The following is a 15,855-nucleotide window of genomic DNA, read 5'->3' as shown; positions in this document are numbered from 1 at the left end:
AAGCCGGCGCCGTGAAAGCCGGCGCCGTGAAAGCCGGCGCCGTGAAAGCCGGCGCCGTGAAAGCCGGCGCCGTGAAAGCCGGCGCCGTGAAAGCCGGCGCCGTGAAAGCCGGCGCCGTGAAAGCCGGCGCCGTGAAAGCCGGCGCCGTGGAAGCCGGCGCCACCGGGGAAGGGGGCGTGACCGGGGAAGGGGGCGCGGCTGTGGTGGTGTTCCGGCGGCCGGGTACGAACGCGGCCAGGGCGAGCGCGACAACGGCGACGCCGAGCACCGCGAACGCGGCTGCCCGCAGCGGCAGGCCGCCGGCCAGCGGGGCGGCGATGGCGAAGCCGGTCGCCGAGGTGACGGCGATCAGCCAGCCGGACACGCGCACCGCGAAGTGGCGGGCGGCCACCCCGGCCACGGTCGCGGCGACCACCAGCAGGCCCAGCCCGGCGAGCGTCCCGACCCGGGTGGCCTGGAGGTTGAGCAGCCCGGCCCCGGTCAGTACCAGCCCCACCGGCACACCGACCGCGACGAACGGAGCCCGCGCGGGCCGTACCGCGACGAGCAGCAGGAGCGCCACGCCACCGAGCAGCACCGCCGCCGGTACCACGGGCCAGGGCGCGCCGGCGGCCACCAGCAGCACCGGCCCGGCGAGGGCCACGAACGGCAGCACCGCCGCGCCGAGGCGCCACCCACCGGCCCGGTCGGTCGGCCAGGTCACCAGCACCGCCGCCAGGGCCAGCACCGTCAGGGCCAGGCCGACCGGCACCGCGCCGGCGACCGGCTGCACCGCAGGCGCACCGGACCAGTTGGCCGGCGGCGGCCCGTACGGGGTGAACAGAGCGGTCAGGGCCACTGGGACGGCGGCCAGCACCGCCACGCCGGCCAGGCCGAGACCGGCCACCGACAACGCACCCGAGGGTCGGGTCCGGAACCCGGCCAGCGCGATCAGCAGGGCCGCCCCGGCCGCGTAGAGGGTCAACGGCTCGTCGGCCGGTACGGCGATTGGCGCGAGACCGGTCAGCGCGGCCACCACGGCGAGGCCGGTCGAGGCGTACGCCCGCAGGTCGGGCCAGTGTGGACGGAGCGTGACCAGCGCGATCGCCGGCAGCGCGAGGGCGGCCAGCGCGGCCCGCGACTGCCACCACGGCGGTGCCCCCGCGCCGATCAGCGCGATCGCCGCACCGGCCGGCAGCACGAGCACCGCCGCGAGCAGCGCGTACCCGGCCACGACGCGTTGCGCGGGACCGCCGCGCCGGCCGACGGCCGCCACCCCGAGGCCGGCGGCCAGCACCACCGCGCACGCCGCACCGGCCCCAGCCGCGCCGGCCAGGCCCACCAGTAGCCCGTGCCCGAGCAGCGCGGTTCCGGCCAAGGCCGAGGTCACCACCGTCGCGGCGCGGTCCACCGGACGGGCCACCGCGACGGCCAGCAGTGCCACGGCGACCAGCAGGTCGACGGCGACCACGGCCGGCCACGGCGCGGCCCACGCGGCCGGCAGGGCGAGCGCCGTCGCGGCGACCCCGACCGCCGCGATCGCCGGTCGGGCGGCCCGGGGCAGCAGCCAGGCCACCGCCGCCGAGCAGAGCGCCACCGCGACCGGCAGCTGCCAGCCCCACGCGAGGACCGACGCCGCCGTGGCCCCCCGCCACGGCGGCAACGACCGGCCCACCGTGGCACCGGCCAGTACCACCGCCGTCAGCATGGTCAGCTGCGCGGCGCCGGCCGCCACCAGCAGGGCGCCGATCCGTGGGCCGGCCCGCCAGCCCGCCGGGAGCAGCCGCACCACGCCGGCCAGCGCCGCCACCACCAGTGCCGCCACCACCAGCACCACCGACCCGCGCAGTTCCGCCACCGGGCGGATCAACGCGAGCGCCAGCACCGGCACCAGCGCGCCGGCCGTCACCGCCCGCGCCGTCGACCCCCCGAGCAGCAGCGCCGCACCGAACAGGGCCAACCCCACCAGCAGCATCGGTACGCCGGCCAGCACCACCACTCCACCGGCCTGGCCGACGAGCAGCGGCACCAGGGCACAACCGGCGGCGAGCAGCAACGCCACGGCATACCCGGCCCCGGCGCTGACCTGCCCGGCGAGCAGCGCCGCCGAGGTCGTCGTGGCCCCCTCGCCCGCGACGTCCCTCGGCCGGCGCCGCAGCGCCACCAGCACCGCCAGGTCGACCAGCGCCACCCCGACGAAGACCACCGCCCAGCCGGCCGGCTCCGGCCGGGCCTCGGCGGCGAGCAACGGCAGCACCGGCTGCCCGGCGAGCAGTGCCGCGAACCACGGCACGGTCAGCCGGCTGAGTCGGCCGTACCCGACGGCCAGGGCCGCGCTGCCGGCGGCGACCAGGGCGGCGTACCGGCTGCCCGGCCAGCCGGCCACCCCGAACAGGTTCACCGACCAGGCGGCGTACCCGTCGAGCACCACCAGCAGCAGCCCGACGGCGGCGAACGTCTCGGCGGTGCCCCGCAGCCCGCGCCAGCGCGCCACCAACGGCACGGCGAGCAGCAGCATCGTGAACGCCAGCAGGATCAGGGCCCGGCCGGCCACCCCGACCGACGCCCAGGCCACCGCCGTGAACACCGTCGCGGCGGTGCCCAGCAACAGTCCACCCAGGACGAAGAGCAGACCCTGTACGGTCCGTGTCGAGGTCTCCGCCCCACCCGGACGGGACGCCACCGCCGGGTCGACCGGCGTCATCCCCCGCCACCCGCCCGGCCCCGAACCCACCGCACCCGGCACCGGGCCAGTCGGCACGACCGGCGCCGGGGTGGGCGGTACGACGGAAACCGGAGCCGGCGGCACGACCGGGGCCGGAGCCGGCGGTACGACGCCGGGGCTGGCGGCGTGGCCCGGTGCACCGGGCGGGCGGGCCACGATCGGCGTCGGGAACTCGGTGCGGATCGCGGCGGCCAACTCGGCCCGCCGTCGCTGCATCGCCACCAGCCGACCGGTCAGCCCTTCGTACGCCGCCCGGGCCCGTTGCGCCTCGGCGCCGAGCTGGACGATCTCCCGGTCGAGCTGGATCACCTCGGCGGCGGCCGGGTACGGCGGCCGGCCGCAGCCGGAACAGCCCGAGGCAAGGGTCGCCGACGCACCACACGCCGGGCAGGGGTAGCCGTTCACGCAGTCATCCTCGACCCGGGTGTCCAGTCGCACCAGAGCCCGGGTACTCAGGGACGGGTGTGCTCGAACACCCAGGCGGCGTACTCGGGGTGGCCGCACTCCACCCGGCTGACCAGGATCTCCGGCACCTCGTACGGATGGCTGGCGCGAATCTGCTCCACCAGGGCGTTGACCCGGTCCGGTGCGGTCTTGAACTGCACCGACCATTCGGTGCTGGTCTCCACCCCGGACCGCCACCAGTACGTGCTCTCCACCTGGCCGCCCACCTGTGCGCAGGCCGCCAGCCGTCCAGCCACGGCAGCGGCGGCCAGCAGGTCAGCGACCGACCGCGCGTCGACCACCGTCGTCACCACGCTGATCTGGTCCATCCACGAACCCTACGCGGCGCCGTCCCGATTCGCGGCGACCCACGCGTCAATCCGACTCCACCAGTCGTAGAGCCAGTCGATGCGCTGTTGCCGCCCGGCCGGGATCTCCTCCGGTGGCACCGACCAGAACCGCATCAGCAGTTGCTTGTCCATCGGCAGTTCCCGCCACACGTCGGCGACGGTGAGCATCTTGTCCAGGCCGGTGTGCGCCACGAAGATGACCCCCGCGTCGGGTGCCGCGTCCAGCGCCGCCAGCAGCCCGCCGGGCTGCGGGGCGAGCACGTGCCGCATGGCCTCCGCCTTGAGTGCCATCCGCTCGTGCCCCCGGTCCCGCAGCCGGGCGATGGCCCGCAGCCGGCGCCTCGGGGTGAAGTTGCCCCCCTCCGGAAAGATCACGAAGGCGTCGTCGTCGTCCAGTCCGGTGGCGAGGTGGCCGACCTGCTCGCTGAGTGAGCCGCGACCGTCCCGCCCGGGTGCGATGAACCGGCTCGGCAGCCGGTTGAGCAGCACGTCGATCGCCGGATCCCACTGGAGGGTGTCCTTGAGGACGATCCGTGGCTCGCGCCGGAACCAGTTCACCAGGGCATGGATCAGGATGAACGAGTCGCCCGGCCCGGCGTGCCGGCTGACGACCAGCTCGGGCCGCCCCGGCAGGGCGGTGTCCGGGTCGGTGCCGACCACGTCGATACTCAGCCGCAGCGTCCACCGGGCCTGCCAGAACATCACCCGCAGGAACCAGCCGGCCAGCACGTAGTGGGCGCGCTGGAAGGCCGGCGCGTTCACCCGCCACCCGAACCCGGAGGCGACCCAGAGCACGAACAGGCAGATCAGCGCCGCCGCGTCCCAGAGCAGGTAGAAGATGCCGATCCAGAGCAACCGCAGCGGGCGCAGCCGCCCGGGTACGAACGGCGAGGCGGCCAGCGCCAGCAGGGCCCACAGTGGCACCGTGGTCACCAGCAGTACGGCCAGCAGCACCACGCCGGGTGCCAGCAGCAGCCGGCGCAGCCACCTGGGCGGAAGCGGCATCAGTGGTCCAGGTTCGCCAGGTAGTGCCGGGACGCCGCGTAGGCGCGGCTGATCCGCCGGCCCACCGCCGCCATGTCCCGGTACGCCCACGGGGTGTCGTCGCGGGGCTCCAGGCCACCCGTCGGCAACACGTGCACCTCCACCCCGGCGGGCAGGGCGGCCATCTCCCGGGCGAACCGGTGCCGGCGGGCGATCTCGAACGCGACCTGGGCGATCTCCCAGGGCCGCCGGGGCGGTGTCAGCGCCCGTTCGATCCGACCCACCTGGAGTACGAAGATCCGGCTGGCGCCCGCCGTGACCGCCTCGCCGATCGGGATGGAGTTGACGATCCCGCCGTCGACGTAGTGCTGGTCACCGATGCGTGCCGGCGGCAGCAGCCCTGGCACGGAGGCCGACGCGAGCACGGCGGGCACCACCGGACCGCTGACGAACCAGTGCTCGGCGGCCCGTTCGATGTTCGCCGCACAGCAGCGGAAGGGGATCTTCAGGTCGGCGAAGGTGGTCTCCGCGCCCAGTTCGCTCTCCAGCAGCTTGCGTAGCGGTCGAGGCGAGTGCAGGTGGGTACGGGCGGCGAAGCGCCGCAACTGTCGGGCGACCGAGTCGCCGTACACCTCGCTCGCCTCCGGCGAGGCCCAGAGCCGGACCAGCCGGTCGGTGACCGCTTCGGACGGATCGGCGGCGACCAACGCACCGTTGACCGCGCCGATCGACGTGCCGAGCACCATGTCCGGGCGGATCCCCGCCCGGAACAACGCACGCAGCATGCCCACCTCGACCGCGCCGAGCACTCCCCCGCCGCCGAGCACGAACGCCACCGGTCCCCGCGCCATGCCTTTCATCCTGGCACGCCGGGGCCGCAACCCGTTCACCCTGGTACGCCCGCCAGCACCAGCGCCACCCGACGCTCGGGCGAGCGCGGCGGCGCGCTGCGGCCAGCCCGGCGACGCCGATGGCCGGCAGCGTGTCCGGGTCCACCACCGACACCCGTCGTGTCGGGGCCGGTACCACCGGTACCCGAGGCCGTTGACAGGGAGGCAACATTCGCGCAACCTGATACCGCTCCCAGCTATGAGGCAGGTGCGAACCGTGAAGCCAGCACTGCAGCCCGGCCGGTTGCTGGCCACCCGATACCGGCTGATCGACCAGATCGGTGCCGGTGGCATGTCGGTGATCTGGCGGGCCCACGACGAGGTCCTCGACCGGATGGTGGCGTTGAAGGTGCTCGCCCCGTCGCTGGCCGCCGACGCCCGGTTCCGCGACATGGTCCGCGAGGAGGCCCGCGCCGCCGCGCAGCTCGTGCACCCGCACGTGACGTCGGTCCACGACTACGGCGAGACGGTGTCACCGGACGGCACCATCACCTCGTTCGTGGTGATGGAGCTGCTCTCCGGCGAGGAGTTGGAGTGCCGGCTGACCGAGGGCCCACTGCCCTGGCCGGAGGCGGTGGAGATCGCCGCCCAGGTCGCCGACGCGCTCGCCGCCGCGCACCGGCTCGGCATCGTGCACCGGGACGTCACCACGGCCAACGTGATGATGACCCAGGTCGGGGCCAAGGTGCTCGACTTCGGCATCGCGACCCGGATCGGTGCGCCCGACGAGGACGAGGACGGCGCCACCTTCGGCACCCCGGCCTACGTCGCCCCGGAGCGGCTCGACGGGGCACCGGCCCAGCCGGCCACCGATGTCTACTCCCTCGGTGTGCTGCTGCACGAGACGTTGACCGGCCGAGTGCCGTACCCGGCGGAGACCTGGGAGGAGCTCAGCGCCGCGCTGGCCGACCGGTCGCCGCCCACGCTCACCGAGGTGCCAGAGCTACCGCCCGCGGTGGCCCAGATCTGCCTGCGCTGCCTGTCCCGCGATCCGGCCGACCGGCCCACGGCCCGCCAGGTGGCCACCGCGCTGCGCGACCAGATGTTGCCCGCCGACCCGCAGGCGCTCACCATGCTCGCCCCGACGGTCACGCTGCCCGCGGTCCAGCCGGCAGCGGCCACCGCGACGGTCGCGGTGGCATCGACGCCGGACGCCGTAGGCGGAGCACCCGTCACCGCCGTACCGGGATCCTCTCCCGCTGCGGTCGGCGCGGTCCCGACCGGCGATGCGGACCCGCGCCCCACCGACACCGCCGACCGATCGTGGCTACGCCCGGTGCTCGCGGTGCTGGTGCTGCTCGTCGGGGCGGCGCTGGTGGTGCCGGCGTTCCTGCCGGACGACGCCGATCCGCCCGCCGGGCTGCCGACCAGCGGGCCGACCGAGCCGCCCCAGCCGGCCCCCTCAGCCACCGAGACCGCCAGCCCGCAGCCGCCGGCCCCCACACCGACCAGCCCGGCGGCACCACCGAGCCCGAGCCGGACCCCGTCCCCGCCGGCACCGAGGGACACCCTGGTCGAGGCGGCGAACCGGCTCGAAGACGTGATCGGCTCCGGGCTCGCCGACGGCGGCATCCGCGAGGACGTCGGCCTCGACCTGCGCAACGAACTGCGCAATCTGACCCGTGCGGTCAGCCTCGGCGAGGGGGAACTCGGCCCGGGGGTGGCCCGGCTGCGCGAGAAGGTGGCCACCCGGCTCCGCGAGGAAGGGCTGAGCCCGGCGTACGCCCAGCAACTCGACGCGGCGATCATCGCCCTGAGCGCCGCCCAGGTCTGACCGGGCGGGCGGGGATCAGCCCGGTGTGATCCGCGCGGGTTCCCGCACCACGGTTCGCGGCGTCGCCGCCACCAGGAAGCGGCGGTACACCTCCTCGTAGCCGGCCGCCATCCGCTCGGTGGAGAAGATCCGCGCGACGTGCTCGACGCAGTCGGCGGGCGCCAGGTGCGGCGCCTCGCGCAGCGCCGCCGGCAACTCCTCCGGCCGCTGGCAGATCAACCCGGTCACACCCGGCCGGACCAGTTCCGGTACCGCTCCCCGGTTCAGCGCCACCACCGGCGTACCGGTGGCCATCGCCTCCAGCATCACCAAGCCGAACGGCTCATCCCACTGAATCGGCATCACCAGACACCGCGCCTCCACCAGCAGGCGGAGCACGGCCTCCCGGTCGGCGTCGAGCACGACGGTGATGTCCGGGCCGAGCATCGGCGCGACGACCTCGTCGTAGTAGCGCCGCTCGGCCGGCTCGTTGCACTTGCCGGCCAACACCAACGGCAGGCCCGCCGCCCGGCACGCCTTGATGGCCAGATCCGGCCCCTTGTCCGGGCTGAACCGGGCCAGCCACAGCACCGGTCCGTGACTTGGCGCGCTCTTACGCGGGAAGTCGCCGACCTCCATCGCGTTGTGCACCGTACCGATCCAGGGCAGTCGGGGGTTCAGCCGCCGTTGGGCGTGCGAGATGGCCACCAGACCAACGCCGCGGTCGGTGTCACTGAGTACGGTGCCGTACTCCCCCACCGGGTTGCCGTGCACGGTCGCCACGGTGGGCACGTCGCGTCGCCCGGCGACCAGGGGACCGATCGTGCTGTGGTCGTGGACCACGTCGAAGTCGGCCGCGCTGATCAGATGGTTCACCCGGGCCAGGTGGGCCAGTTCGGGCAGCGACTCACCGAGCCGGTCGTACTGCAACTCGTCGACGGTGGCGAGGAATTCGCCCGTCGTGCCGTGTTCCTCACCGGCGCCCATCAACGTCACCGCGTGTCCCCGATCAACCAGCCCGTCCACCAGGCCGGCCACCACCTGTTCCAGCCCGCCGTAACCGGGTGGCGGCACCGACAGCCAGGGTGGCACCACCATTGCGATCCGCAACGGCCGTTCACCCCCAGCATGGTTGTGGGCCACGAATCCTCCCCCGTCGGTCGGTGGCGTCGGCCCGGTCCGCAGCTACTACGCGGCCCCGGGGATCGAAGCGGTTTCCCGGTGCCCGGCACCGGCAAACCGGACACGTGGCGATGCTCAACCGCCCACCAGCAACTCGTTGCGTACCCCGCAGACGCCCTCGGCCGACCATGCCACCCGGTCCGCCTGGTCCCGTTCCCACCAGGAACGCACCATCCCGGTCAGGGTCACCGTGTCGCCATGCACCTCGACCGTCACCCGCTCGGTGCCGATCCCCCGCAGCAGTGCCCGCTGCACGGCACGGCGGGTCCGGTCGGGATCCGGACGGGCCGGCGGCCGCACCTCGACCAGGTTGGTCACCCCGCGTACGCCCCGGATCCGGCGCAGCTCCCGTTCGGCGGTACGCCGCTGCCAGCCGAACTCCACCTCGCCGCGCAGCATCACCCAGCCGTTGGCGACGGTGAGGTCCAGTTGCTGCGCCGGCACGAAGCTGTTCCACTCCAGCGCCCGGCTGACCGCGATGGCCAGGGCACCGTCGGTGATGTCGACCGGCCCGACCGGGATCACCTCGATGTCGTCGGCGACCGCCCGTACCCCGCGCATCCGCTGCGCACCGCGCACCGCGGCCCACTTGCGGGCGGCGCTGTCCACCTGGCCGGTCAGGGTCACCACGCCGTCGCGCACGGAGACACCGATGTCGGTCGCGCGCAGTTGCGCGTCCCAGGCGAGTTCGTCGAGCACGTCACGCTGGATCTGGTCGTCGGTCCGGTAGACCGATGCGGTGGTGGCCATGTCACCCCCTGAGGTCTCACCGCAGAGGCTGCCCCGGCAGGGGGTGAGCCGGGCTCATCCGCTGCGGGTGATCCCGCGCGCCGCACCGAGGGGACGTGCGGGCCGCGAGCCAGGGACGGGACCGGGGTGCCGCGACCAAAAGGAGGGGCGGCGGGTGCCGCGACCAACCCCCTTGGCCGCGCCACCCGCCGCCCGGGAGGGAGGCAGGTCTTGACTTATGACGCTTCGGCGAGCGTCACGGTTGCCGTGGTTTCGGCACCATTTCGCTGATAGGTCACCTCGACCTGGTCACCGACCTTGCCGGCCTGTACGGCACCGACGAGATCGTTCGAGTCGTTGATCACCTTGTCACCGAACCGGGTGATCACGTCGCCGCGTTGCAGCCCGGCCCGCTCGGCCGCGCTGCCCGGGTTGACCGCGTTGATCAGCGCGCCGCCGTCGGCCGCGCCGGTCACGCTCACCCCGAGCGACGGATGCGTGATCTTCTCACCCCGCTGGAGCTTGTCCGCGACGTCCTTGGCCTTGTTGCTCGGGATGGCGAACCCGACCCCGATGTTGCCGGTGTTGCCCTGCCCGGCGGTGGCGATCGCGGTGTTGATGCCGATCACCTCGCCCCGGGTGTTGACCAGGGCCCCACCGGAGTTGCCCGGGTTGATCGGCGCGTCGGTCTGGAGCAGCCCGGAGATCGAGCTGACCCCCTGGCCGGGCAACTGCTGGCCGCTGCCGGCCTGGATGGTGCGGTCCCGGGCGCTGAGGATGCCGGCGGTCACCGAGCCCTGGAGGCCGAGCGGGCTGCCCAGCGCGAGCACCTGGTCGCCGACCTGCATCGCGTCGCTGTCGCCGAAGGTGGCCGCCTTGAGGTCGCTCAACCCGTTGACCTTCAACACCGCAAGGTCGGTCTTCGGGTCGGTGCCGACAATCTGCGCCTGGGCGTTGGTGCCGTCGGCGAAGATCACCCGAACGGTGTCACCGCCCCCGGCGATCACGTGGTTGTTGGTCAGCACGTAACCGTCGGCGCTGAGCACCACACCAGAGCCCTCGCCGCTGCCAGTGGTGATCGACACGACGCTGTCCTGTACCGACGCGGCGATGCGCGGCAGGTCGGCTCCGTCGATCACGGGAGCGGCGGAGTAGGTGCGGGTTACCGAACCGCCGTCGGACAGCGCCAGGGCGAGTGCTCCACCGGCGACGCCGCTGCCGAGCATCAGCGCGAACACCGCGACGCCGGCGCCGATGAACTTGGCGACCCGCCCCGGGCCAGGCCCGTTGGACGGCGGCGGCGCCCACGGCGCCGGCTGGCCCGGGTAGCCGGTGGACTGAGTGCCCGGATGTCCGGGCTGCCCCGGGTATCCCGGGTGCCCACCCGGCGCGCTCGACTGGGGCGGCCCGGCCCAGCCGGACTGGCCCGGATACCAGGGCGCACCGGGATAACGCTGCCCGGGCTGGTACGGCTGAGGGCCGGCCGGAGCCCAGGCGGGCTGGCCGGAGCTGGGCGGGCCGGGATGCGGCGGCGGGCCGGCGGGCGACTGCGGGCCGGCGTGCGGCGGCGGGGGCGAGCCGGCGACGGGCAGCCCCGCCAGCGTCGGCTCGGCGTACTGGCCGGCGGGGGCCGGCGGCTCGACGGCACGGACCGGGACGGTCGGTGCCTCGGCGGTGGAATCGGCACTGGCGCCGACCGCCGGACTGGATGGGGAGTCGGACCGCGCGTATTCGGCGCGGGGCAGCTCGGGGTGCGACGGCTCGGCGTCGGTGGGGGCCGGCCGGCGCGGGTCGGACTCGTACTCGGTCATGTACTCACCTTCTCCCATCGCTCTGCGTTCCGCCTTAGCCTGAACTGAGCGTTCGCTGAAAGTCACTCGGGCTCGTCGTCCAGGTCCGGGGCGAGCGGCAGCCGGACCCGGAACGTGGCGCCGCCGCCCGGCGTGTCGCTCACCTCGACGGTGCCCTGGTGCACGGTCACCAGCGCGGCGACGATGGCCAGGCCGAGTCCGGTGCCGGTGTTGCCGCCGACCCGCCGGGTCCGGGCGGCGTCCGCCCGGTAGAAGCGCTCGAAGACCCGCTCCGACTGCTCGGCGGTGAGCCCGGGGCCGGTGTCGGCCACCTCGATCACCGCCAGGTTGCCCGGTTCGGCCCGCAGTCGCAGCGTCACGGACGCCTCCGGCGGGGTGTGCCGCAGCGCGTTGGTCATCAGGTTGCCGATGACCTGCCGCAACCGCGCGTCGTCGCCGCGTACGACCAGTGGTCCCGAGCCCGGTTCGATCTCCAGCTCGGTCCGCCGGTCGGGTGCCATCGCCCGGGCGGCGGCCACCGCGTCGGCGGCCAGCACCGGCAACTCCACCGGGGCGAGCGAGAGCGGGCGCTCGCGGTCCAGCCGGGCCAGCAACAGCAGGTCTTCCACCAGCAGGCCCATCCGGGCCGCCTCGTCCTCGATCCGGCGCAGCAGGTCGGCGGTCTGCTCGGGGGCGCGGGCGGCACCCTGCCGGTACAACTCGGCGAAACCGCGGATGGTGGTCAGCGGGGTACGCAGCTCGTGCGAGGCGTCCGCGACGAACTGCCGCATCCGTTCCTCGGAACGGCGGGCCCGGGCCTCGGAGGCGCGGGCCGCCCCGGCGGCATCCCGGGCCGCCGCCTCGGCGGACCGGGCGGCGGACTCGGACGCCGCGCGGGCGGTGAAGGCCATCTCGATCTGGCTGAGCATCGCGTTCAACGCCCGGGACAGCCGGCCCAGCTCGGAGGTGGGGCAGGGCTGCCCGTGCTCCGGGTCCGGTACCCGGCGACTGAGGTCACCGCCGGCGATGGCGGCGGCGGTACGTTCGATCTCGACAAGCGGTTTCAGGCTGGTCCGGACGATCGCCGCACCGATCGAGGCGAGCAGGATCAGCACCGCCCCACCGACCAGTACGTCTATCCAGACCAGCCGGGTGACCGCCCGATCGACGTCGATGAGGTGCTGGGCGATGGCGACCCGCTGCCCGTTGGGCAGTTGGGTGTAGAGGATGCGCCAGCGCACCTCGCTGCCCTGGGCCCGGGCGGTACGCGGCTCGCCGGCCAGATCGTCGAACCCGGCCGCGTTCCCCGGCAGGCGGGGCAGGTCGGCGCTGCTGAACCGCCGGTTGTCGAAGTAGATCCAGTCGGCTTCCCCGGTCCCGGCGTCGGTCGCCGCCAGCAGGTAGTCGGTGGGAATCGGCGCGCTGGGCCGTTCCAGGGCCGCCACCTGCTCGATGCTGCGCGCCTGGGCGGCCAGCTCCGAGTCCACCTCGCCGAGCAGGTAGCTACGCAGGAAGAACGTGGTCAACGAGCTGATCACCAGCAGCGCGGCGGCGACCAGTGCGAGCACGGCCGCGACCAGCTTGACCCGCAGCGGTACTGCGCGCAGCCGGGTCTTGCCCTGCTGTAACGCGTTCACGCCGCCGGCTTGCGCAGCACGTAGCCGACCCCGCGCAGGGTGTGGATCAGGCGCGGCTCGGCGGTGTCGACCTTGCGCCGCAGGTACGAGATGTACGACTCGACGATGTTGTCGTCGCCCCGGAAGTCGTAGTTCCACACGTGGTCGAGGATCTGCGCCTTGGACAGCACCCGGTTGGCGTTGAGCATCAGGTAACGCAGCAGCTTGAACTCGGTCGGCGAGAGCTGAACCCGCTGGCCGGCGCGGTAGACCTCGTGGGTCTCCTCGTCCAGTTCCAGGTCGGCGAAGGTGAGGCGGGCCGGCGCCTGCTCGCCGGTGCTGGTGCGGCGCAGCACCGCGCGGATCCGGGCGGTCAACTCCTCCAGGCTGAACGGCTTGGTGACGTAGTCGTCGCCGCCCAGGGTGAGGCCCCGGATCTTGTCGTCGGTGGCGTCCCGGGCGGTGAGGAAGACCACCGGGGTACGCGTACCGCCCTCGCGCATCATCCGGATCACCTCGAAGCCGTCGAGATCCGGCAGCATCACGTCGAGCACCACCAGGTCGGGCCGGTGGTCGCGGGCGGCATTGAGCGCGGCGCTGCCGCTGGTCGCGGTGGCCACGTCGAAACCCGCGAAACGCAGGCTCGCGGAGAGCAGTTCGAGGATGTTGGGATCGTCCTCGACGACGAGCAGTCGCGCCTCGGTCTGGGTAGCCGCCATGCCGCCCATCATCCGCGTCATCGCTGCACCCATGCTGGGCGGTTACTGAAAAAAGCCTGTGAGCTGGATCAGGCTGCCAGGGAAAGCCCGCGACCGGGCGGACCGACCGGCGATCTCGGCTGGGTGGGCAGTTGCGGGGGTGGCGCCGACGGGGCCGCCGGACGTGACGATACCGCCACCGACGGCACGAGATGGACCACCGATTCGGCGACCCGGGCCAGGGCCCGGCGGTCGGTGTCGGCGCCGGGATGCAGCGGGGCACCGATCTCCACGCTGACCTGCAACTGCCGGGCGGCCAGCAGGCGCCGCACCGACCGCAGCAGGGTGTCGTCGCCGACGAAAGCCGCGACACTTGTCGACGTGCCGGTCGCGGCACACCGATAGCCGATCCGCAGCGGCACCACGGGCGCCCCGGTGTCGATCGCGGCCTGGAACATCGCCGGCCGGAAGCCGGTGGCCGGCCGGCAGTCGGTCCGCTCGCCGCACCAGGTGGTCCCCTCCGGGAACACCGCGACGGACCGGCCGGCACGCAACGCCGCCGCGACCCGACCGACGGCCCCGGGCAGTTCGCGGGGGCGGGCTCGATCCACGAAGATGGTGCCGGCCGCACGGGCCAGCAGTCCGACCAGCGGCCAACGGCCCACCTCCTGTTTGGCCACCAGCCGGGCCGGTGCGACCGTCAGGATCGCCAGGATGTCCCACCACGAGACGTGGTTGGCCACCAGCAGCGCCCGACGTCGCGGCAACCGGCCCCGAACCGTCAGCCGTACGCCGCAGGCGCGGGCCGTCGCCCGCGCCCAGCCGCGGGTCGCGGCGTGCCGCTCCCGGGCGGGCAGCACCGGAAGCAGCGCCGCCAGCCCGATCCCGAGCCCGAGCATGCCCAGCAGAGCCACGCCCCGCCCCAGTTGCCGGGCCAGCGGCACGGCCGGTGACCGCCCGGGCAGCGGCAGGCAGCCGGGGCCGCAGCCGGAACTGGGCCGCCACAGCGGGTGCGTCGCCGTGGTCACGGCTGCCCGCCGAGGAAGTGCCGCAGGTAGCGGGGATTCATCCGGTCCATGGACAGCAGCACGTAGAAGTCGGCGACCCCGAAGTCCGGGTCGTACGCCGGCTCGCCGCAGATCCAGGCGCCGAGCCGCAGGTACCCACGCAGCAGTGGGGGGACCAGCCGGGTGGATCCGGTCACCGGCTGCCCGGGTACGCCCGGTTCGGCGAACCAGGGCCGCAGTGGTCGTACCCGCAGCGGCGGCGGCGCCAGGTGCCGGGCCTGGGCCTGGGCCCACACCTCGGCGGCGGCCAGACCGCCGTCGGCCACCGGCACCGAGGCGCACCCGCCCAGCCAGCGCAGGCCACGCAGGTGCAGGTAGCGGGCGATACCGGCCCACATCAGGTTGATCACCGCACCGCTGCGGTGATCCGGGTGCACGCAGGAGCGTCCCGCCTCGACCAGTTGGGCGCGCAACGGGTCGAGCGCGGCCAGGTCGAACTCGCCCTCGGCGTAGCGGCGAACGGTCCGGCCCGGCGGCAGCAGCCGGTACGTCCCGACCACCTCGCCGGTGCTCTCCTGCCGTACCAGGAGGTGGTCGCAGTAGGGGTCGAAGGCGTCCCGGTCCAGGCCGGCCGGGTCCGTGGACACGGTCGCACCCAGCTCACCGGCGAACACCCGGTGACGCAGGCGTTGCGCGGCCTCGACCTGACTGTGGTCATCGGCGACGGAAAGGGTGTAGCCGCTGGTGGTCAGAGACACGTCCGCGGCGGGTAGAGCGGCCATGCCCTCTGTGTAGTGCCCGGCGGGTTGCCGGCCCTGGTGGGCGGCGGTGTCGATCCGGTGAACGCCGGCCGGCGATCGGGCGCTGGCCCACCGGCGGGGCTCCGGTGGGGCCGTGCGAGGCTGCCGGGGTGGCCGGCGACGGCCGGTACGGCGGGAGGACTCCGATGATCATCGAGGCGCGGTTCAACGGACCGCCCGGCTCGGGCAACGGCGGCTGGAGTGCCGGTGTCTTCGCCTCGGCGTACGGCGGGGACCGCCAGGTCGAGGTGACGCTGCGCCGACCGCCGCCGCTGGACACCCCGCTGACGCTGACCGGCGACCAGGTGCACGACCCGGCTGGGGAGGTGGTCGCCCAGCTCCGTCCGGCGGAGGAGCTCGACGACGTGGTGGCGCCGGTCGACCTGGCGACCGCACGGGCCGCCTCGGCGGCGTACCCGGGGCTGGCGGAGCACCCGTTTCCCGGCTGCTACGTCTGCGGACCGCAGCGCGTCGACGGGCTCCGGATCTTTCCGGGGCGGTTGCCCGACGGCCGGACGGCCGCGCCGTTCTCGGTGCCGGCGCAGGTGACCGCCGCCACCGTCTGGGCCGCCCTGGACTGCCCCGGCGGCTGGGCGGTGATCGAGGCCGACCGGCCGTACGTGCTGGGCCGGATCGCGGCGCGGGTCGAGGCGCTGCCCCGGCCCGGCGACGAGTGCGTGGTGACCGGCGAGCTGGTCGACGTCGTGGGGCGCAAGGCGATGGTGCGGACCAGCCTGTACGGACCGGACGGCGCCCTGCTCGGCCGCGCCCGCGCCACCTGGATCGCTGTGTAGACACGATCGTCGATCGGGTCGTACCTGGGGATGAGGCGACTCCTGCCTGGGGTGGATCACGATCTCCGGAGCGCGCCCGATTGATTTGGTTGACCTCTACCGTCACGCTGTGCA

General features: G+C 74.1%; 13 protein-coding genes. 2 read left to right on the top strand and 11 right to left on the bottom strand.

The window, feature by feature from the left end; genetic code table 11:
* The 4 genes from E0H26_RS12495 to E0H26_RS12480 all read right to left on the bottom strand — a co-directional run.
* Positions 1–3,142: hypothetical protein (locus E0H26_RS12495; RefSeq protein WP_206025035.1), on the bottom strand; the 3,142-nt coding region annotated here is incomplete at its 3' end.
* Positions 3,143–3,156: 14 nt separating this feature from the next.
* Positions 3,157–3,477 carry a divalent-cation tolerance protein CutA gene (gene cutA, locus E0H26_RS12490; protein ID WP_131303751.1) on the bottom strand — a complete coding sequence of 107 codons (321 nt, stop codon included), beginning with the start codon at positions 3,475–3,477 and terminating at the stop codon, positions 3,157–3,159.
* Positions 3,478–3,486: 9 nt separating this feature from the next.
* Complete coding sequence (locus tag E0H26_RS12485; RefSeq protein WP_131303750.1) at positions 3,487–4,503, bottom strand: 1-acyl-sn-glycerol-3-phosphate acyltransferase; 1,017 nt, start codon at positions 4,501–4,503, stop codon at positions 3,487–3,489.
* Positions 4,503–5,333, bottom strand: a complete 831-nt coding sequence (locus E0H26_RS12480; RefSeq protein ID WP_131303749.1) for a patatin-like phospholipase family protein — start codon at positions 5,331–5,333, stop codon at positions 4,503–4,505. The genes E0H26_RS12485 and E0H26_RS12480 overlap by 1 nt, the downstream gene beginning before the upstream one ends.
* Positions 5,334–5,571: 238 nt before the next feature.
* Here E0H26_RS12480 and E0H26_RS12475 point away from each other — a divergent pair, with 238 nt between their 5' ends.
* A complete protein-coding gene (locus E0H26_RS12475; protein WP_131303748.1) occupies positions 5,572–7,146 on the top strand; it encodes a serine/threonine-protein kinase in 1,575 nt (524 codons plus the stop codon).
* 15 nt (positions 7,147–7,161) lie between these two features.
* Here the strand turns inward: E0H26_RS12475 and E0H26_RS12470 are convergent, their stop codons facing one another.
* From E0H26_RS12470 to E0H26_RS12440, 7 genes are all read right to left on the bottom strand, one after another.
* Positions 7,162–8,223, bottom strand: coding sequence for a glycosyltransferase family 4 protein (locus E0H26_RS12470; RefSeq protein ID WP_131303780.1), 1,062 nt, complete (start codon positions 8,221–8,223; stop codon positions 7,162–7,164).
* Positions 8,224–8,382: 159 nt separating this feature from the next.
* A complete protein-coding gene (locus tag E0H26_RS12465; RefSeq protein ID WP_131303747.1) occupies positions 8,383–9,057 on the bottom strand; it encodes a BON domain-containing protein in 675 nt (224 codons plus the stop codon).
* Positions 9,058–9,272: 215 nt separating this feature from the next.
* Entirely contained in the window at positions 9,273–10,847 is a 1,575-nt protein-coding gene (locus E0H26_RS12460; RefSeq protein ID WP_131303746.1) for a S1C family serine protease, read from the bottom strand.
* Between the two features lie 62 nt (positions 10,848–10,909).
* Positions 10,910–12,463 (bottom strand): HAMP domain-containing sensor histidine kinase, encoded by a 1,554-nt coding sequence (locus tag E0H26_RS12455; protein ID WP_131303745.1) that lies wholly within the window; start codon positions 12,461–12,463, stop codon positions 10,910–10,912.
* A complete protein-coding gene (locus E0H26_RS12450; protein ID WP_131303744.1) occupies positions 12,460–13,161 on the bottom strand; it encodes a response regulator transcription factor in 702 nt (233 codons plus the stop codon). Before E0H26_RS12450 ends, E0H26_RS12455 begins: the two co-directional genes overlap by 4 nt.
* 68 nt (positions 13,162–13,229) lie before the next feature.
* A complete protein-coding gene (locus tag E0H26_RS12445) occupies positions 13,230–14,168 on the bottom strand; it encodes a lysophospholipid acyltransferase family protein (protein ID WP_131303743.1) in 939 nt (312 codons plus the stop codon).
* Positions 14,165–14,929 carry a GNAT family N-acetyltransferase gene (locus E0H26_RS12440; protein ID WP_131303742.1) on the bottom strand — a complete coding sequence of 255 codons (765 nt, stop codon included), beginning with the start codon at positions 14,927–14,929 and terminating at the stop codon, positions 14,165–14,167. Before E0H26_RS12440 ends, E0H26_RS12445 begins: the two co-directional genes overlap by 4 nt.
* Before the next feature lie 164 nt (positions 14,930–15,093).
* Here E0H26_RS12440 and E0H26_RS12435 point away from each other — a divergent pair, with 164 nt between their 5' ends.
* Positions 15,094–15,741 carry a hotdog family protein gene (locus E0H26_RS12435; RefSeq protein ID WP_131303741.1) on the top strand — a complete coding sequence of 216 codons (648 nt, stop codon included), beginning with the start codon at positions 15,094–15,096 and terminating at the stop codon, positions 15,739–15,741.
* Positions 15,742–15,855 lie beyond the last annotated feature (114 nt).

Source organism: Micromonospora zingiberis (assembly GCF_004331455.1).
In the GTDB taxonomy this organism is placed as follows: domain Bacteria; phylum Actinomycetota; class Actinomycetes; order Mycobacteriales; family Micromonosporaceae; genus Micromonospora; species Micromonospora zingiberis.
This window is presented reverse-complemented; position numbering and strand designations above follow the sequence as displayed.

Excerpts from the sequence above, each read along its gene's own strand:
- E0H26_RS12485 (WP_131303750.1), bottom strand. The coding sequence starts at position 4,503 with ATGCCGCTTCCGCCCAGGTGGCTGCGCCGGCTGCTGCTGGCACCCGGC.
- E0H26_RS12440 (WP_131303742.1), bottom strand. The coding sequence starts at position 14,929 with ATGGCCGCTCTACCCGCCGCGGACGTGTCTCTGACCACCAGCGGCTAC.
- E0H26_RS12465 (WP_131303747.1), bottom strand. The coding sequence starts at position 9,057 with ATGGCCACCACCGCATCGGTCTACCGGACCGACGACCAGATCCAGCGT.
- E0H26_RS12475 (WP_131303748.1), top strand. The coding sequence starts at position 5,572 with ATGAGGCAGGTGCGAACCGTGAAGCCAGCACTGCAGCCCGGCCGGTTG.
- E0H26_RS12450 (WP_131303744.1), bottom strand. The coding sequence starts at position 13,161 with ATGGCGGCTACCCAGACCGAGGCGCGACTGCTCGTCGTCGAGGACGAT.
- E0H26_RS12435 (WP_131303741.1), top strand. The coding sequence starts at position 15,094 with ATGATCATCGAGGCGCGGTTCAACGGACCGCCCGGCTCGGGCAACGGC.
- E0H26_RS12480 (WP_131303749.1), bottom strand. The coding sequence starts at position 5,333 with ATGGCGCGGGGACCGGTGGCGTTCGTGCTCGGCGGCGGGGGAGTGCTC.
- E0H26_RS12460 (WP_131303746.1), bottom strand. The coding sequence starts at position 10,847 with ATGACCGAGTACGAGTCCGACCCGCGCCGGCCGGCCCCCACCGACGCC.
- cutA (WP_131303751.1), bottom strand. The coding sequence starts at position 3,477 with ATGGACCAGATCAGCGTGGTGACGACGGTGGTCGACGCGCGGTCGGTC.
- E0H26_RS12470 (WP_131303780.1), bottom strand. The coding sequence starts at position 8,223 with ATGGTGGTGCCACCCTGGCTGTCGGTGCCGCCACCCGGTTACGGCGGG.